Annotated in this window: 20 protein-coding genes and 3 pseudogenes; 13 read left to right on the forward strand and 10 right to left on the reverse strand. The window is 45.7% G+C overall.

All coding sequences use genetic code 11. From position 1 onward, the window contains the following. Nucleotides 1-12: 12 nt before the first annotated feature. Nucleotides 13-303, reverse strand: a complete 291-nt coding sequence (locus OSC7112_RS40490; RefSeq protein WP_190274469.1) for a hypothetical protein — start codon at nt 301-303, stop codon at nt 13-15. Next, nucleotides 257-643: a class I SAM-dependent methyltransferase gene (locus tag OSC7112_RS33020; RefSeq protein WP_041623877.1), complete on the reverse strand. Its 387-nt coding sequence runs from the start codon at nt 641-643 to the stop codon at nt 257-259. The genes OSC7112_RS40490 and OSC7112_RS33020 overlap by 47 nt, the downstream gene beginning before the upstream one ends. Nucleotides 644-736: 93 nt before the next feature. Here OSC7112_RS33020 and OSC7112_RS33025 point away from each other — a divergent pair, with 93 nt between their 5' ends. The 6 genes from OSC7112_RS33025 to OSC7112_RS33040 all read left to right on the forward strand — a co-directional run bounded on the left by OSC7112_RS33025 (nt 737) and on the right by OSC7112_RS33040 (nt 4,126). Continuing rightward, the gene (locus tag OSC7112_RS33025) at nt 737-1,072 is read left to right on the forward strand and encodes a DUF3846 domain-containing protein (RefSeq protein WP_015179758.1); all 336 of its coding nucleotides are present in this window, start codon (nt 737-739) and stop codon (nt 1,070-1,072) included. A gap of 164 nt (nt 1,073-1,236) precedes the next feature. Next, the gene (locus OSC7112_RS33030) at nt 1,237-2,055 is read left to right on the forward strand and encodes a siphovirus Gp157 family protein (RefSeq protein ID WP_015179759.1); all 819 of its coding nucleotides are present in this window, start codon (nt 1,237-1,239) and stop codon (nt 2,053-2,055) included. Nucleotides 2,056-2,550: 495 nt separating this feature from the next. Then, a complete protein-coding gene (locus tag OSC7112_RS39020; RefSeq protein ID WP_150111754.1) occupies nt 2,551-2,739 on the forward strand; it encodes a hypothetical protein in 189 nt (62 codons plus the stop codon). 14 nt (nt 2,740-2,753) lie between these two features. Further along, nucleotides 2,754-2,993 (forward strand): hypothetical protein, encoded by a 240-nt coding sequence (locus OSC7112_RS37570; RefSeq protein ID WP_015179761.1) that lies wholly within the window; start codon nt 2,754-2,756, stop codon nt 2,991-2,993. Nucleotides 2,994-3,065: 72 nt separating this feature from the next. After that, nucleotides 3,066-3,386, forward strand: a complete 321-nt coding sequence (locus OSC7112_RS33035) for a hypothetical protein (protein ID WP_015179762.1) — start codon at nt 3,066-3,068, stop codon at nt 3,384-3,386. Between the two features lie 107 nt (nt 3,387-3,493). After that, a complete protein-coding gene (locus tag OSC7112_RS33040; protein WP_015179763.1) occupies nt 3,494-4,126 on the forward strand; it encodes a hypothetical protein in 633 nt (210 codons plus the stop codon). A gap of 218 nt (nt 4,127-4,344) precedes the next feature. On the opposite strand, the gene OSC7112_RS39025 is transcribed toward OSC7112_RS33040, so the two are convergent. Then, the gene (locus OSC7112_RS39025) at nt 4,345-4,584 is read right to left on the reverse strand and encodes a hypothetical protein (protein WP_223300939.1); all 240 of its coding nucleotides are present in this window, start codon (nt 4,582-4,584) and stop codon (nt 4,345-4,347) included. A gap of 205 nt (nt 4,585-4,789) precedes the next feature. On the opposite strand from OSC7112_RS39025, the gene OSC7112_RS33050 reads away from it, so the two are divergent. From OSC7112_RS33050 to OSC7112_RS40495, 4 genes are all read left to right on the forward strand, one after another. Next, nucleotides 4,790-5,356, forward strand: a complete 567-nt coding sequence (locus OSC7112_RS33050) for a hypothetical protein (RefSeq protein ID WP_015179765.1) — start codon at nt 4,790-4,792, stop codon at nt 5,354-5,356. A 45-nt stretch (nt 5,357-5,401) separates the two neighbouring features. Then, nucleotides 5,402-5,629, forward strand: a complete 228-nt coding sequence (locus OSC7112_RS33055; protein ID WP_015179766.1) for a hypothetical protein — start codon at nt 5,402-5,404, stop codon at nt 5,627-5,629. Nucleotides 5,630-5,663: 34 nt separating this feature from the next. Continuing rightward, nucleotides 5,664-5,876: a hypothetical protein gene (locus OSC7112_RS33060; protein ID WP_041623880.1), complete on the forward strand. Its 213-nt coding sequence runs from the start codon at nt 5,664-5,666 to the stop codon at nt 5,874-5,876. A 176-nt stretch (nt 5,877-6,052) separates the two neighbouring features. Continuing rightward, entirely contained in the window at nt 6,053-6,208 is a 156-nt protein-coding gene (locus OSC7112_RS40495) for a hypothetical protein (protein WP_015179768.1), read from the forward strand. A 973-nt stretch (nt 6,209-7,181) separates the two neighbouring features. On the opposite strand, the pseudogene OSC7112_RS33070 reads toward OSC7112_RS40495, so the two are convergent. Further along, nucleotides 7,182-7,622 (reverse strand): annotated as a pseudogene (locus OSC7112_RS33070) (AhpC/TSA family protein); the annotation flags it as partial. Between the two features lie 1,104 nt (nt 7,623-8,726). Between OSC7112_RS33070 and ltrA the strand changes: the two are divergent. Beyond that, nucleotides 8,727-10,385, forward strand: a complete 1,659-nt coding sequence (gene ltrA, locus OSC7112_RS33075) for a group II intron reverse transcriptase/maturase (RefSeq protein WP_015177634.1) — start codon at nt 8,727-8,729, stop codon at nt 10,383-10,385. A 124-nt stretch (nt 10,386-10,509) separates the two neighbouring features. Continuing rightward, the gene (locus OSC7112_RS33080; protein ID WP_041623931.1) at nt 10,510-12,087 is read left to right on the forward strand and encodes a group II intron reverse transcriptase/maturase; all 1,578 of its coding nucleotides are present in this window, start codon (nt 10,510-10,512) and stop codon (nt 12,085-12,087) included. A 20-nt stretch (nt 12,088-12,107) separates the two neighbouring features. On the opposite strand, the pseudogene OSC7112_RS33085 reads toward OSC7112_RS33080, so the two are convergent. The 4 genes and pseudogenes from OSC7112_RS33085 to OSC7112_RS33100 form a co-directional block, all read right to left on the reverse strand. After that, nucleotides 12,108-12,476 (reverse strand): annotated as a pseudogene (locus tag OSC7112_RS33085) (peroxiredoxin-like family protein); the annotation flags it as partial. A 555-nt stretch (nt 12,477-13,031) separates the two neighbouring features. Beyond that, entirely contained in the window at nt 13,032-13,514 is a 483-nt protein-coding gene (locus OSC7112_RS33090) for an Hsp20/alpha crystallin family protein (RefSeq protein ID WP_015179771.1), read from the reverse strand. Between the two features lie 230 nt (nt 13,515-13,744). Then, nucleotides 13,745-13,915, reverse strand: a complete 171-nt coding sequence (locus tag OSC7112_RS37580; protein ID WP_190274470.1) for a hypothetical protein — start codon at nt 13,913-13,915, stop codon at nt 13,745-13,747. A 455-nt stretch (nt 13,916-14,370) separates the two neighbouring features. After that, entirely contained in the window at nt 14,371-14,715 is a 345-nt protein-coding gene (locus OSC7112_RS33100) for a hypothetical protein (RefSeq protein ID WP_015179774.1), read from the reverse strand. Between the two features lie 105 nt (nt 14,716-14,820). Here OSC7112_RS33100 and OSC7112_RS42615 point away from each other — a divergent pair. Further along, nucleotides 14,821-15,992, forward strand: a pseudogene (locus OSC7112_RS42615) (ISL3 family transposase). Here the strand turns inward: OSC7112_RS42615 and OSC7112_RS33115 are convergent. Both OSC7112_RS33115 and OSC7112_RS40500 read right to left on the reverse strand, forming a co-directional pair. Next, nucleotides 15,984-16,232 (reverse strand): hypothetical protein, encoded by a 249-nt coding sequence (locus tag OSC7112_RS33115; protein ID WP_015179775.1) that lies wholly within the window; start codon nt 16,230-16,232, stop codon nt 15,984-15,986. The pseudogene OSC7112_RS42615 and the gene OSC7112_RS33115 sit on opposite strands and share 9 nt — an antisense overlap. Before the next feature lie 76 nt (nt 16,233-16,308). Continuing rightward, a complete protein-coding gene (locus tag OSC7112_RS40500; protein WP_015179776.1) occupies nt 16,309-16,470 on the reverse strand; it encodes a hypothetical protein in 162 nt (53 codons plus the stop codon). Nucleotides 16,471-16,472 lie beyond the last annotated feature (2 nt).

Raw genomic sequence — 16,472 nt, forward strand, 5'->3', positions numbered from 1 at the left:
TTAAGTCTGACCTCACCAAATCCGGTGGTTTTGGATAATTAAAATAGCCCCCTCCAAATGGCGGGGACAGACTGCCTTTGAAGGAAAAAATCTTGGGTAGATTATCAGGGAAAGAGCTTTAGAGTTGTGAGAAACGGTGTAGGTATTGTGAGTGAGATACCGAGCAGGTACGCCCAAAGTATCTTCAATAAAGTGTTTGAGTTCGGTGTGGGAGTAGCACTTATCGAACGTACCCCACTTGGTAATTACGCCATCGTTATAAGCAATACCCGCATGATTGGTCGATCGCGGGCGTGATAGCACTAACCACCAGAGTTTGGCGGGTTAAGTGGTAAGCAGAGATGAGCGCTTCATACCGAACCATGAGAGTTTTAATAGTGCTGAGGACATAAATCAGGGTGACAATATCAGCCGCTTTTTTGATTCGGGGAAAGTAGTAAGGGTCGTAACCCCGGGAGCGAAAACCCATTGCTTGGAGGAAGCGGACATCATCCCCACGACCACATCCATAATCCAAGAGTGTGTGGTGGTGTTGGAGTATCCCCCCATCAATATTAGCAGCCATAGGTAAGCTCAATTCATTGCGCTTGAGAGCGGCTTTGTGTCTCGGTATTGTTCTCTGGTCTAGTTGAGTTGGTGTCATACTAAATCAACTTAATATCAAGAGTAATTTTAAATCTACGAAAAATTTAAACTAAAGGGCTACCGCTAGGGTGTAAAAAATAGGGAGTAAGCTATGCTCTACGCTTTGATTAATTCAACAGGAATCCATCGGCTGGAAGTAGAAGAAAAGTTGGAACTTGCAGATTTGCAAAACCGAGTGGGCATTGCAGGTGAACCTGCGTTCATAGAATATGTCCGGAATCAATTTCCAGAGCCCGCGATAGACCTAATCTGTGATGAGGAATTCTTATACAAGGAATTGCCCTTAACCTGCATTACCCGTCGCAGTATTGCACTTGGCGGTCAAGTGATTGCTACTGCCTGTACGGATGATGGTGAAACAATAGGGTTGACCGAAGCTCAGTTTCAATTAGTCGCGACAAATCTGATTATTGCGAGCAGGATCTAATCTATCATGCCTCAAGTTTGCGCTTGGGGCAACTTCCTTATTTAAAATATTATAATAATAACGTCTTACTAATAGCTAATACTTGATAAAATTAATCACTAAAATAACTCCAACAAAATGGCTATCGCAATGGTTGTAAATCACAATTAGAACAATTGCGACACATGCCCACAAAGAAGACACAATTACCCGCATCTCAAGAACCTGTCACATCGAGTGAATCTACGGCTAATACGCCCAATACGTCCTTATTGGATGTTATTTGCGCTCAATTACTAGCAACCTCAGAGCGGGGAATAGAAGCACTGACCGCCCTCAAAGCTCAACTAAAAGCACAATACGACACCCCCGAAACTCCTGAAACCGACTCAATTGTGCAGCAAGCATGGCAACACATGAACCCAGACCAACGTGCTCTGATTTCCAATCGCTGTGAGGCTCACCGAGGGCGCACTAAGTCATTGCATTTACTTACTGTAGAACTGGAGGACTTGGATAAGCTAATCGACAACATCGAAGGTGAAGAAATCACACCCGAATTAGAAGTAGCGGTGCAACAACTCTTAGAACAACGGGGTAGTACCTACGAGCAATGGCTTTCCAAGGTTGATAACTACTGCGCTGCCATTACCAACCGCCATGCCCTGAGCCAACAACGTAAATCTGAAGCAGAACGCCTGAGTAAACTCGCAGCTACCGATAGCAAACGAGTGGATTGGATGAAAGCGCAGCTCCAAAAGTGTCTCAAATCTCAGGGTGTCAAGAAACTAAGCCTGCATCGCTTCCACTTAACTATCAGCAACAATGGCGGAGTTTTACCCCTGAAACTCCCTTGTGAAGTAAATCAACTTCCTCCCCAGTTTCAACGCATTGAAGTATCGCCCGATAATTCAGTCATCCGACAAGCCTTGGAAGCGGGAGATATCGAAGCTCAGGAAGTTGCACAATTCGGAGGACGCGAAACTCATTTGAGAGTTCTATAGATTGCCATTAAGCAGGAAATAACCACTTTTTACCAAGAACTATTTCCGGCGGAATGTTAACATAAAAAAAAGTAATCTTAATAAGATAGCTGTCGCTAGTGTAGAAAAAATAGTAAGTTAGAGGTACACAATGCACTGCTGTTTCGGGTTAGATTGTACTCAAATGAGTTTAGATGAAGGCGGAGAGTGCATCAACGAAGAAAGTTGCTACCGTTACACAGAAGCTTGGAATTTGTACGAAATAGTGCTACTCAAAGGATTCCCAGGTGCGGTGTATCTTTGCTGGCATAGCAAGGATAATGCAGGGCAAACGCATCTAAATTGTAGACCTCTTTCCCCGTAAGGGTTCTACCAATTCATAAGGATAAAGACTCACCGGGCTGGAATCCTTGCCCAGTAAGCATTCCAAACATAAGATGCGTTTGCCCTGATAATGCGAACACCGAATGGACTGATGAAAAGTGGGGCTTCAAGCACCTCAACAACTGCGATTGGTTGCTGCACAGCAGCGCATCATTGAATGCCTTTGCAGAATGGCAACACGCCTATTACAAACTAAGCTCTAGAAACAACACCAAGTACGTTCGGAGTGAGTTATTTGATGAGTTTGAAGCGTTGAGAAAGCAGGTAGACCCAGACTACGGGAAAAACCAAGAAAGCAGCGCTCTCATCCTATTTGAATAACAGAACACATAAAAATGACCAGAAACATTCACACATTCCTCAGAACGGCTTGCTTCGTGAGATGCCGTCACCCCTCCCATCACGAACGAGGATACACCTTAAAGCATCATAAACTTGAGGGCATCATTCAAGTTTGGTTCAACTCTTTTGAGCTGTTGGATGAGGCAGAAAAAGTTTTGAGAACAGAAGGGCTTGAACTAAAGATAACTTTGGCTTATCAATCTAACGGCTGTTTTCTTTCGCTCGATTGTTAGATAACTACTACACTCTTGGATTAATGGAGTCATAAAATATGCAAATTTTCTCCGAAGAGAAAGTACAATCCCATGTCTCATTCCAATCGGATGGTATCGCGCTATGAGTATCCCTACTGCTATCACGACAATGTGTATAACTTCAAAAAAATGATTTATCCAATCAACCCGTTTGATGATGGGGTATGGATTGAAGCTAATCGGGTTCCGCCTGAAGTGTTCGTGCAGTCTATTAAAGTAGAGTTTATTCTGAGAGATGCGAAAAATCCTTGGCTGAATGCCATCAAAAATGATTCATCAGAAATGATGGTTCGTGTTGATGCCCAATGGATTCAAACATTTAAAACACCCCGATATCTGGGAGGGAACTCAAATGAAATAACAACAAAATAAAGAGCAATTCGTTGTTGAGCATTGACTGAAACAACGGTAGATATTGAATACACGAAAGGGCAAAAAACCAGCGTTTCCCTACCCTTTTAATTGAACAAGGAAAAATCATGTTAGGAACACACTTCATCGAATTACCCGTACCCATGCCGCCCACGTTACCGGAGATGGTGGGAGCCAGCAACAGCCAATACTTTGCCATGTACTATCAAGGAAGCAAAGCCACATGGAGTAATGGCAGAGCAATGGCTACGTTTAGTTACTACGCCGTGTATGCACCTCTGATAGAACACATAACTCTCGCAATCCACTTAGAATCTTACAACTTAGGCTCTGATGATGAATTGTCCGAACACGCAATTTTATGCGACACTGTTCGCCATAAAATGTATGTCGGCGCGTACAAAGAAATCGATTATTTCCTGTTACAGCAGCATCCCCATGAGCCGTCCCAGTTGACCGCCCAAGAGTTTGAAGAAGCCGTGAAAGCGGTGGAAAGTATGACCTTAGAGCAAATGCAGCGTTTGGGAATGTTCGAGATATTCGGCAACACCAATCCCCAAGCGCGCCAAGTAACCGCAGAATTGGTGCAGTGGCTAGACCAACAAATCACCGAAGAATTAATACAGCAATATATCCAATTAGCTAATCGGGGTAATTGGACAGCGGTGAGGGCATTAGACACCCTCAAGCGTAGAATCTCGGAAACTAGGAAATACCACCAGCAATTAGAGAGCAACTAAATTATCTATGCCGGAGAAGTCTCGATATTACAGCCCCGGCATGGGTACAAAACACCCATAGTGTAGCAAACGCGGAGTTAGCCAATGAAGCGATTGACTTGGAGGGATAAAGCAATTTATTCAGTAATTTTCTCGATGCTTGGCAGCTTTCTAAGAGTAACGAAGACCTTTAATTCTGGGTGTCACCTCGTTCGAGGCGTTTTGACTGCCTCAACAGCTCAGGTGTCGAGTTTATCCTTAGCCTTGTTTGCCCTAAGCCGATCGTTTACCAAGCGTTTGTTGCTCTGTTCGGTATACGCTGCAAACCCGAGTACCCAGAGCATTCGGTGCAATTCGGCAGGCTTCCAACCCTCATCCTTGGCTAATTCTTGCATTTGCTCTAAAAGCGGAGCAGGCACGGAAAAATCTATGCGTACCATTTTAGGAGCATCAATGTCGGGCATTTTCAATATTTCCACAATTCATATACTGCTTATCCTACAAGGATTTAGGGGCTTCTAAGTCCTTAAGGATTCTCCCTCGTGCCCAATATTCAACTCTGAGGGTATACACAGGGATTCAGAAGGGGTATAATGTGGAATTCATCCAAAACCAAACCCCGCCCCCTCTGACTCGCAATCTTCTGGGGCGGGGTTTGGCACTCACTTTCGGGAGATTTCCTCTATGTTCGCAGATCACGGGCAGCCATCGCAAGCCGCCCAACCAAGCTTTGTAGAAATACCCAATCCCCGCGTCACCACCACAATGGGACGCATGGAAGTGACCGACGTTCGCCCTGAAACCGTCACCGGTCGCCTACTGGATGACCAAGATAATTTGCTACAGGAAGACGGACAGCCTGTTTACATCTGCGTTCGGAAACATGAGATTTTGTGTCCCACCGAACGAGCCAACATGATGAGTTGGTGGGAACTGAGGGAACAAGCGATTGCGGGACACACAACGCCTCGAAAATATTCCCTTGAATCCTTAATCAACAGATTGGACGGGTTGAAGTTAGATGAACTCTACGCTTTGCGAACCTTCGTTTGTTTGGAGAGCGACCCGTTCCAAGCGTATTCGGGTAGCGTCAACAGCGACTTATCCCACTTGCAGGCTTGGTTCCCGACAGTGCGAGTTCTTGAGCGTGTCGAACAAAACCAACTAGCAAGCGCGCTGTGCTGGCGAATAGCTAGCAACTCCAACGCATCAAGCGCACCCACACCGGGCGACGGGAGAGACGATCGATAGCGATCTCGCCAGTTTCTTCCATCAAGATACCAGTGAGGAATGACCATGACCAACGGCAATGGGTCTAACGGCGTGTCGCCTCAGCCAGATCCAATACAAAAGTTAACGGAATATGTCGAATCTTTGGAAATTTCTCTGGAAATTCAGGAGGATAAAACAGACGTTATTGAAGATCAGGTGGCAAATCTGACCGAGCAGATAACCGAGTTAAAACAACAAGTAAAACAGATGTATGGAGATGAAGAGGACTGGCAACGTATGTCAAAGACTTGACAGACTTATCGCACGCCGTCAGGCTAAAAACCGATTGCAACGTTCCAAGCTGGAGCGAACCAAGCGCTTGCGAGATGAAGTTGCCTTGGGTAGACCTTTTAGAAAGTCTCCCCTGCTAGACTTCGTTGATGACTTGGTACATAGACCCCCAAATCAAGAACAGATGCGCCAGCTCAAAGAACTACTTCTAGAAGAACAGAAAGCGATTGCTAAACTCATTGCCTTAGTTGAGCAGCACCTAGAGTAGTGGTCTGCCATTCGCGAAACAGCCCAGCCACATCCGCTGCTGGGCAAGTTTTGTTTTTTGTGGATGGTAGGCGAGTTCGTTGGGAAATTCTTGATTTCGCTCCGCAAACGCGCTGGGTGGATTAGCTGCAAATTGGATGAATTTCCAGCACTCGTGCCTGACTTAAGTGAGTGGAAATGAGAGATCCTGAAAGAACTATCCAACCAGAAATTTCCGTAAATATTGAAACATCCCAAGCAACTGAGTTGGCTCCGCATCAGGAATCAGAAGGCTCTCAAGAACTGTGGGAATTAGCCAAGAAGCGGCTCAAGCGAATCCTGGCAAACCGATGAAGTTACTGCACGGGAAGATACTTAAACAAAAATACGAAATTTCCTCTTCAATGGCGAACACGCTCGCGCTGGAAAACTGTAAAGCTACCTTTAAACAAAGTAAGCGGACACCAGCGGATTCGGATCGGATACATTGTTTCATGCCGATTCCAGAGAGCACTCCATAATATCCCAGTCAATGCCATCATCGGGGAACAAGGATAATTGCCCTGGCGATACGTTTGATTGACCGCGATTGTGATAGGACAGGTGACACGCGGTACACAGAGCGATTAAGTTTTCAGGGCGATTATCCTCCGGTATCCGATTGCGATGGTGCACCGCTAAAGTTAAGGCACATCGTTCAGATTTGGTTAAGCCGCTTTGTTTACCGGGTCGGAGTTTACCGGGTCGGAGGCATTGTTGATGGCACTTTGCACAACGCCACCCCGCGTTTTCTTTCACCGAAAGCGCAATCTCTTGCCAATTGTCGGGATACCTCTTTGGTTTAGGCATAGCGGTAAAAGCTCATCTTTTCAAAATATGGCGATCGCTCTGTTATCGAAGTGAAAGTAAATTCGATTCAAAGCTGTCAGCAATCAACCATAAGGTGTAAAGGTCTATATTGCATTGTGCCGTAGAGGGTTTAGTTATTTTTCTCATTGTCCGATACCTAGAAAGTAGACGACAATTATTTATCAATTCACTGTTTGGTTATTTTGTCAATGCGTAAGTCCTATTTACGTTGTGCATTTGCTAGTTGACGGACAAGGGCGGGAAGAACCGGGGCGACATGGTTGGGTAGAGTTCAATTGGAAAGGAGAGGTGCTCCCGTTGGGCTCTGGAAGAACAGGATGAATATGGTAAGCAAGAAATTGCCAGCAGCAATGATCGGATTGAGTACGATCGCATGAATCCCCCTATCCGTAAGCCCATGCCCATTCGCTATCCACCACTCTTACCCCCTGCCAGCCGCACACCATAAGGGCGGTAGTTAGTGCATATCGCCCTGCCCCAGCGAGTCTCCATCAGCCACCATTTCTGAGAGAAATGTCAGGGGATTGCTCATATCAGCAGCGAAACCAAGGATGGCGCGATCTCGATGCTCGTAGATTAAATCTCCCCGAGCATTAAACAAGAAAGTTGCGCCTCGTTGAGTGAGATAAGCAGCATTTGGAACATAGGTTTTCCAATGACTCAGCACTTCTCCCATATTCCGCAGCCGTAAAGTTGCCAATTCAAACGGACGCTGGAAACCCTTGCCACCAGCCCACCGGAATGTCGAGCCTTTGAGGGCTGGAAGAGGGAAAGCCTGAATAATTTCATCATCACCAATTAATTGAGGTGCTCTTGCGTCGCCTCGATATCCTCTCCATACTTCTGCCAGAGTGCCGGGGCTACCAATCCCAGCACACATGAACAATAGATTGAGGTAGTGCGATTCGTTGAAACGTGAATCACGGTGAAAGCCCGTACATAACGTTTCCAGCCACAAGGCTGAACTCTCGGTCTGATAAGGGTGCAAGCCCCTTCTGCCAGACTCAGGTATGACTCCCTATCTGCCCACACCGACCGAGCTCGATTCTTGGAGAGTGAAGCTGGGAACAGGGCGCAACCAGACACCCAATGTGGGGTGACACTTGGCGCTAATGGGGGGTTCCAATGGTGAAACAGAGCCTAGAAAAGTAACTTAATCTAGAGCGGGACACAGACCAAAACTCCCGACTCCACTGGAGTTCATTCCCGCCGAATCACCTGTCTCAATATCGGCAAGAGTCCAGGGAATCCAGCAGTTAAATTGGCTCCACCTAAAGGAACAATCAATCACGCCCGAGGGAACGAAGAAAAACGAACTGAGGGTCAAGGGGAAGTCGAACTCTTTCGTAGGCTAGACGAGCAGCGGAACTCCCTTAGTTCGGGTAGGACAGACCGGCGCGACCTGAACTGGTCGTTTAGTAAGGAGAACCACTCTCCTAGTGGATTCACACCCACTACCCTCACGTAAAGAGACTCGCTAGAGTCTGGTCACGACTGAGTAGGTAACGAAAAAGTCGGAGTGCAGACCACGAACGTAGCCGAAACTAGCAGCCTAAGCTGGTGAGGAGCAAGAGGGAAATTTCCAATGGTGAACGTAAGTGAACTATCACTAAAACTGCGTCATCCTACAAAGAGCCAAATAAGGCTGACAGGCTCTAACCAAAAAGGTAAGTGGATAGGATTTATGATTCGGTGTTTCATAAATCGTGTGAACACGCATCTCCACCGCAGAAAAGATAGCACCTAACGGAAGTTAGAAAACTAAGCGATACAACAGGATAAACCCTACAGAGTCTACGAGAGGTCGATTACTCCTAGTAGGTCTGAGGTAACAAAGACGGAACACTCTGTTGGGTAAAGGATAGAAGAAAAAGCGAATGCTGGTTTGTAATGAACCAGATAGGGGTTGAAATATCACTTCTGACCGAAAGGAAAGCAGACTTCTTTTGGGTCTTATACGAAAGAAACTCAGTTAAAGGAATCGAATCCAAGGACAAGTTAGATGGTGTCATTATTGACAACAAACGGACTAAAGAAACGACTTGAAAACTGGAACCAAATCAACTGGATAAAAGTTATCAAGCTAGTTAGAAACCTGCGCCAGAGAATCTTTCGTGCGAGAAAACTTGGTGACTTCCGTAAGCTACGGAGCTTGCAGAAGTTGATGTTACGAAGCTACGCAAACTTGCTGCTGTCAGTTCGACGTATCACCCAGACCAATCAAGGTAAAGCAACGGCAGGCATTGATAAAGAAGTAATCAATACTCCAGAGCAGCGGGTGATTCTGGTAAACGATTGGAATGGGGGCAACCCCAAACCAACTCTAAGGGTGGAGATACCAAAGCCCAACGGAAAGAAACGACCGCTCGGAATCCCGACCGTGCGTGACAGAATCGAACAGGCAATAGTAAAGAATTCACTAGAGCCTGAATGGGAAGCCGTATTCGAGCAACACTCATACGGATTCCGACCGGGAAGAAGTTGTCAAGATGCCATTGAGCAATGCTTTAACAAAGTAGGGTTCAACAAAGCAGGCGGACACAAATGGGTTCTAGAGGCTGACATCAAGGGATTCTTCGACAACATCGCCCATGAATCCATCCTGAACCTGATGGGCAACTTTCCCAAGAGAGAACTCATCCAAGGATGGTTAAAAGCAGGGTTTGTGTTCCAAGGGAAATTACACCCCACGGAACAAGGCACACCACAGGGCGGCGTGATTTCGCCGCTACTTGCCAATATCGGTTTGCATGGCTTAGAAACCTTTATAAAAGCCACCAACCCGAAACTTGGCGTGGTTCGATATGCTGATGACTTTATTGTCACGGCTAAAGACAAACACAGTCTTGAAACTGCTCAAACCCTGATACAAGCATGGATATCAGAACGAGGTCTTGAGTTAAGCGCTGAGAAGACGGTAATCACGTCATTGGAAGATGGGTTTGATTTCCTGGGGTTCAACTCCCGGCACTACGATGGAAAACTCCTAATTAAGCCGTCCAAAAAGAAGGTGTTAATCTTCTGCAAGCGGTTGGGAGAAGAAGTTAGAAACTTAAATGGTGTAGAACAGGAAGTCTTAATCAAAAAGCTCAATCCAATTCTCAGAGGTTTTGCCAACTACTACAAAGGGGTAGTGAGCAAGGAAACCTTCGGCTACATCTCCTATAGATTGTGGCAATACCTTTGGCGTTGGGCAAAGCGTAGACACCCCAACAAAAACAAGAGATGGGTTCGGAAGCGTTACTTCAAAACCATTAAAGGCAACAACTGGGTGTTCGCTTGTACTACAAGCGACCGAAGGGGTAAAGACAAAGAACTTGCCCTATACTCAATTGCATCTACTCCCATCGAACGCCATATAAAGGTTAAGGGTGACGCCAGCCCCGATGACCCCTCGCTAAAGGAATATTGGGACAAACGCCACCAGAAGCTTGGAAAAACTCGCTTCAATAAAGGCTCTAAGCTTTATACGATAGCAGATAACCAAGACTGGAAGTGCCCAGAATGTGGCGAACCCTTATTCAAGGGGGAAGAAATCGAAACCCATCATATAGTGCCTGTTGCTGGAGGTGGAACAGACGACGTGGAAAACCTTCAGCACCTACACAAACCGTGTCACAAGCAGGTACATAAAACCCAAGTTAAATCTCGCTTGAAATAAGGCTTGAGCCGGATGAGTGCGAAAGTCTCATGTCCGGTTCTTAGGGGAGGGGAAAGGGGCGACCCTCGAACCTTACCCGACTAATTGGTCTGAGGTGTTCAGAAAACATAAGTTAGAGCAGCGCATGGTTAGACACAGCAGCAATGTTAGTGAATCTTGGAAGACGTTACCGTGGAAGAAATTCCGCCGTGATTTATTCCGCCTACAAAAACGAGTGTTTAAAGCGATTCAAGTTGGAGACAAGCAGAAAGCGAAGTCCCTTCAAAAGCTAATTCTGAAATCTCGGGCTGCAAGAATGTTGGCGATACGTCAAGTAACTCAACTAAATGCTGGCAAAAAGACTGCGGGAATCGATGGAAGAGCCTCACTCACATTTGAGGAAAGGTTGGCTCTGAGTGAAGAACTCAGAGCCAAAAGTAACAATTGGAAACATCAGAAGTTACGTTCAATACCAATCCCAAAAAAGGATGGGAGTACCCGCCTCCTTAAGATACCAACTATCGCCGATAGAGCGTGGCAATGCCTCGCAAAATACGCGCTAGAGCCAGCACACGAAGCAACCTTCCACGCTCGTAGCTACGGATTCAGGACAGGGAGGTCAGCGCATGACGCGCAGAAATTTCTTTTCCTAAATCTAAGCTCAAAAGCCCACGGAATATCCAAGCGAGTCATAGAACTCGATATCGAAAAATGCTTCGACAGGATAAGCCACACCAGCATAATGGAACGACTCATCGCCCCAAAAGGCATCAAGACCGGAATATTCCGCTGTCTAAAATCAGGAGTCAATCCAGGATTTCCAGAACAAGGAACCCCGCAAGGGGGCGTGGTAAGTCCATTACTAGCCAATATCGCTCTTAATGGGATTGAGGAAATACATCGATCAGTCCGTTACGCGGACGACATGGTAATAATTCTGAAACCCAAAGATGATGCGAAGGCAATACTTGATAAAGTCAGCGAATTTCTGGCAGCACGAGGCATGAAGGTTAGTGAAAAGAAAACTAAGCTAACGGCTACGACAGATGGATTTGACTTCCTCGGTTGGCATTTCAAAGTGCAAAACAACGGGAAATTTAGATGCGTTCCATCAGCGGACAATTTTAAAGCGTTTCGTCAGAAGGTAAAACACATCGTTAACAACTCGAATTATGGTGCTACGGACAAGGCCCAGAAATTAGCCCCTGTAGTTAGAGGTTGGAGAAACTACCATCGCTACTGTAAGTTGGAAGGGTCACGGTTTTCACTGTGGTTCCTCAACAAGAGAGCCTTCAAGGTATTTAACAAGGAAGCAAAGCAGAATCGTTATACTGTCAAGAAATTGATAGAAAAAGCATTCCCGACGGTTCCTTACTCCGAAAACAAATTTGTCAATGTCAAAGGAGAGAAATCTCCCTACGACGGAGACATAGCCTACTGGAGTGAGCGTAACAGCAAACTCTATAACGGCGAAACCTCTAAAGCTTTAAAACGGCAAAACCATAAATGTGGGGAATGTGGTTTAAAAATGCTAGGCGATGAAAGGATTCATCTGCACCACGTAGATGGATGTCACAGTAATTGGAAAATAAACAACCTTCTAGCGGTTCACGAAAGTTGCCACGATTATATCCACATGAGCAAAGGCGCAAGCCAAGAACATCGGGAGCCGGATGCGGGGAAACCAGCACGTCCGGATCTAACTGAGAGGTGCCGGGGATAATACCTCCCATCGACTCAAACAGCATTCACAGCAGCCGATAAACCGGGTAGTTTTAACGATAAACCTGGATACAGGTCAAGTTTGTGGTGCAGTTGGGCACTTGGATCTACAAACAAACAGTCGGCAGGAAATCCTGTATAGCCACAGAATCGCTGACCCGATGAGCGTGAGCCAATTCCCACAGCTCGGATTGCTATCCCTTGTGTTTCCAGCCGTTGAGCGTCCCGCTGCAACCACCAAGCATATTCAAGGCTGTCGAAATCTCCCAATTGCGGCAAGACCAGCACCAATTGCCTCATAGAGGATTCGCAACCGTTCAAGATGGGTAAAACGGCTCCATCACTCACCCGTTGGCGTGAGGTTTGGCTCAAGATGGTATGGATATTCATCGGCTATTATCTATTGAGGAATCGGGAAAGTAGGAAATCATCAGTTGTTGGACAGATGCTTTACTCGCATCAAATCGGGCGGCTGCTTTTGGAATTAATGTATCACCTGGTTGAGATGCTTTAACTATCGCGCTCGAGCTGGCAGGGTCTGTCTACCCGTGCTACTTTAGCTCTCGATGAGCCGGTGATGTTCGGCGATCGCCAATGCTCTCTCCGCGATCGCCAATGCTCTCTCCGCGATCGCCAATGCTCTCTCCGCGATCGCCAATGCTCTCTCCGCGAGAGCAGACTCAATGAAATTGGTGCCGACAAGCGTGAAATATTTTGACAGACCAACTGGAATCAGCGTCAGTTCACGGCATTTTTAGCTAACTTTTCGCTCGGCTTTCCCAAATAAAGAATACCGAGAGCAATGGTCGCTCCCGGTATCAGCTTTTCCAGTTCCTTTGTTGCTAAGTAAATCCAATCAGGCTCAATGAAAGGAAAATTTGCCTCACTTAATTAAGCACAGCTTTCACCATACTGAGTTCACCACTAAACACGCTTGCCCCATCGTTATTGGTTAGCCTGTTCCAAAGCGGGAGTCGCTGGAGTTCCAGCAATTTCGGCCAAATTAATCTTGACGACTTTATTGCGATCTTCACTTACTTTGGGCAGCGTTAGCGTTAGAATGCCATCAAAGCATTCAGCTTGCACAGAGTCGTTTTGAATGTGTGCGGGCAAGGAAAGCACCCGGTGGAATTTGCCGTAGCGGAATTCCGAGCGGACGGAGCCGGGTTTTTCGCCTGCGTTTTCCCAGCGGCGTTCGCCAGAGATAGAAATTGCTTCACGAGTGACTTGAACGTCAACGTCTTTGGGGTCAATTCCGGGCAGTTGCGCTTTTAATACGAAGCTGTCCCCAGCATCAACCAATTCCAGAGCGGGCATCCAAGCGGCTTCTGAGTTATCTCTCGCTGCTGCCCGTCGGTCAAAAGCTTTATCGAGCTGCTGGCGGATGGTTTCAATTTCAGTGAAGGGTTGCCAAGAGCGCATCAACATAATCTGTCACCTCAAAGATTGGTAAAGCTTTATAACGAAAGTTTGGTTGAAGCTCGTTGCTTACAGTTATTATGATGCCGATTTTTCACGGGTAACAACAGTCAGGAGAACCCTACTCTGTTGGTCGTATTTGCCAGAATAAACGCGAAATAACCAGCATTAATTGGCAGTGAAGAAAACCGTACAAAGCTATTCCTAGAAACCGAAAATACTGTAGCAACGGCATGAGCTTACCTCGCCCGTTCTGCTGGCATGTGAGCGTCATGAGCTTGCCTCGCCCGTTCTGCTGGCGTGTGAGCGTCGGGGGAAGTATCGGCGGTGTTGCCAACCGTACCAACAATGCGGTGCGGGTGATGTAGCAGGGTAAGGACGTACACAGCGGGCGTGAGCTGCTTTCCCATAGCATCGCTGTATGAGTGCGATCGCATAATCCCACTCTTAAAAACAAAGTTTTGATATAGCTAGCTGCGGGAGTGGGAGTCCCACATTAACGCCTCCACAAGCGGGGCGTTACCCACAGCTAGCTAATAAATCCTCCCAAGCAGTAATTCATTCACAGCCAAGACACCTTCACTGTCTAACGACTAGCGTGCCACCTGAAGAGAGAATGCCTAGTAAAATGTTATGCAGAAACAGAAAGTAATAGATACCGAAAGCAGCCAAGCCCCCTAAAAGCATTACTATATCTTGCCGAAACTTGGCTATACTAATCAAAGCAGCAAGGAAAATTGACACAAGGATAGCGGTCTGACGCTCGAACATGAGGAAAAAGACTCCTTTCTCTGAAACTATTGCAATCCAGCATAGGTGGACTGCCCAAGCGTCAGAGGCAATGCGATCCAGATTTGAAGTTTTGTTAAGTTCTGCGGTAAACACCGCCTGCCCCATCCGTGCAACGCAATTCCCCTTTGTGCCACGCCCAGCCGTGCAAATTGCCGCTAGCTGTCACAGTTAGACTGAGCGCTTCCTTCAGCGAGCAGTTGTAGGCGAGTAATTTCTTGCCGAGCTGCGGGTCATTTTTCGCCTCAATTTGGCACGCCAACTGAAGCATTCCTATCCAAGAAAAACCAACTTTGTGCCAAACCAAATTTCTTTTTAGTTTCTGCTCTTCTGCATTCCTAAGTTGTGGGTAAATGCCATCCAACTCGGATCGATCCAGAAGTTGAGCGTACTGCTTGGCCGCTAGCCTCCACTTTTTCATCGGAACTTCATAGTAGGGTTCCAGGCATACAGAGAAAGAACCGTCCGCGTCTTCGGCTCTCCTGAGTTTATGGTGTAAAATAGATCAATCCATACAATTAACGTGATGAGCTTTCATTTAGATTATTTATTAGACTTGCCTGGAGTCAAGGTTGAAACTTGTACTCAAATTGAGGGACAAATTTACTTTCAACTGAGTGTTGTAGCGTCAGGAATCATTTGTCCTCACTGTAATAATTATACAGAAGAACTCCATCAGAATCGATCTATATTAGCGAGAGATTTGTCAGTTTTCGGTCGTTCTGTGTATTTACAAGTGCCTCGGCGGCAGTTTTACTGCCCTACTTGTCAACGTTACAGTACAGAAAAATTAGAATTTTTGGATAAAAAAAGACGACATACTCAACGATACGAACAAAATATTTATGCACGTGTTCAAAAGTCGAGCATATCACAAATTGGGCGAGAAGAAGGATTGAGTTATGACGAAATTAAAAGTATTTTTACTCATGTCCATTCCTCTCAAAAAAAAACTGTTGGGAGTCAGTTAAACGAGTGAGTATTGATGAGATAAGTATGCGCAAAGGAAAAGGAAGCTTAGTAACTGTTGTTAGTGACATAGAGGGGGGTAATTTGATTGAAATGATTGACTCTCACCGTCAAGCCGACATAATTGAAGCCATTATAAAACAACCGTTTGAGGTTCGAGAACAAGTTGAGGAAGTGAGTATTGATATGTGGGGAGGATTTCCAAAAGTTATAGAACAAGTATTCCCAAATGCCAAAATTGTCATCGACCGTTTTCACGTGATGAAAGCAGTTAATAAAGACTTGAATAAGTTGCGTCGAGCAGTAGGAATTACAGATAGAGGCAGCAAATACTTATTGTTGAGTAATCGAAGCAACCTTAATGTCGAGCAAATTCAAAGGTTGGCTGTTACCTTAAAAAAATCAGAATGCTTAAGAATTGCCTATGAGATGAAAGAAGAGTTTCGGGAAATATACGAAACCCATATGACCGTCAAAATGGCCCAGGTCAAGTTTAAGGATTGGCTGAATCGTGCACAAATATTCTTTAAAGAATCTACCTTGACAATTGTTAATCATTTGGAGGCAATTTGTAACTACTTTGTTAATCGTACAACAAGTGGAGTCATGGAAGGGATAAACAATCGAATCAAGTTGATTATGCGACAAGGATATGGCTTTTCTAACTTTAACAATTTTCGAGAGCGCGTATTAGCTTGTTTTTCTGATTATGTAAAAATATCACCGTAAGTTCCAGAGAGCCGCGTCTTCTTTTAAAGTCTCTGCAAATAAATCGTAGGCTGATTGAAATGGATACTGTTGCAGGCTGACTAGGTGAAAAAATTTGTACCAGAAGTGGGCGAATGGTTGGGGAAATTTCTCCACATAAACCGTCAACTTTTGAATCTCGGTGTGGAGTTTTTTGACATATTTTTCAGCAACTTTGCAAAGCTCCCACCGAGATTTGTACTCATTAACGCAGGAGTTCATTAACTCAGCTTTTCGTTGAGAAATCTCTTGCCGTTTTACAGCTTCCTCAAGCGGGTAATAGTCCTGAACAAGCCACTTAGATTTCCAGCACGAGCGCCAAAAGAATCTGGTTTTGTCTTGCTTTGTGCCATTCCTCTATCTGAGCTGGTGTCTTAGCTTGCTGTAGGAGGCGTGAGCTGGGCAAGCTAGCTATAAGTTGGGCAATTTGCTCGTATATTTCAGGGATTTTTTGATTCATTA

It is taken from the genome of Oscillatoria nigro-viridis PCC 7112, assembly GCF_000317475.1.
In the GTDB taxonomy this organism is placed as follows: domain Bacteria; phylum Cyanobacteriota; class Cyanobacteriia; order Cyanobacteriales; family Microcoleaceae; genus Microcoleus; species Microcoleus nigroviridis.

Bases quoted from the DNA above. Each gene is read 5' to 3' on its own strand.
- OSC7112_RS33020 (WP_041623877.1), bottom strand. From the start codon at position 643: ATGACACCAACTCAACTAGACCAGAGAACAATACCGAGACACAAAGCC.
- OSC7112_RS33025 (WP_015179758.1), top strand. From the start codon at position 737: ATGCTCTACGCTTTGATTAATTCAACAGGAATCCATCGGCTGGAAGTA.
- OSC7112_RS33030 (WP_015179759.1), top strand. From the start codon at position 1,237: ATGCCCACAAAGAAGACACAATTACCCGCATCTCAAGAACCTGTCACA.
- OSC7112_RS37570 (WP_015179761.1), top strand. From the start codon at position 2,754: ATGACCAGAAACATTCACACATTCCTCAGAACGGCTTGCTTCGTGAGA.
- OSC7112_RS33035 (WP_015179762.1), top strand. From the start codon at position 3,066: ATGTCTCATTCCAATCGGATGGTATCGCGCTATGAGTATCCCTACTGC.
- OSC7112_RS33040 (WP_015179763.1), top strand. From the start codon at position 3,494: ATGTTAGGAACACACTTCATCGAATTACCCGTACCCATGCCGCCCACG.
- OSC7112_RS33050 (WP_015179765.1), top strand. From the start codon at position 4,790: ATGTTCGCAGATCACGGGCAGCCATCGCAAGCCGCCCAACCAAGCTTT.
- OSC7112_RS33055 (WP_015179766.1), top strand. From the start codon at position 5,402: ATGACCAACGGCAATGGGTCTAACGGCGTGTCGCCTCAGCCAGATCCA.
- OSC7112_RS40495 (WP_015179768.1), top strand. From the start codon at position 6,053: ATGAGAGATCCTGAAAGAACTATCCAACCAGAAATTTCCGTAAATATT.
- ltrA (WP_015177634.1), top strand. From the start codon at position 8,727: ATGGTGTCATTATTGACAACAAACGGACTAAAGAAACGACTTGAAAAC.
- OSC7112_RS33080 (WP_041623931.1), top strand. From the start codon at position 10,510: ATGGTTAGACACAGCAGCAATGTTAGTGAATCTTGGAAGACGTTACCG.
- OSC7112_RS33090 (WP_015179771.1), bottom strand. From the start codon at position 13,514: ATGTTGATGCGCTCTTGGCAACCCTTCACTGAAATTGAAACCATCCGC.
- OSC7112_RS37580 (WP_190274470.1), bottom strand. From the start codon at position 13,915: ATGGGAAAGCAGCTCACGCCCGCTGTGTACGTCCTTACCCTGCTACAT.
- OSC7112_RS33100 (WP_015179774.1), bottom strand. From the start codon at position 14,715: ATGAAAAAGTGGAGGCTAGCGGCCAAGCAGTACGCTCAACTTCTGGAT.
- OSC7112_RS33115 (WP_015179775.1), bottom strand. From the start codon at position 16,232: ATGAACTCCTGCGTTAATGAGTACAAATCTCGGTGGGAGCTTTGCAAA.
- OSC7112_RS40500 (WP_015179776.1), bottom strand. From the start codon at position 16,470: ATGAATCAAAAAATCCCTGAAATATACGAGCAAATTGCCCAACTTATA.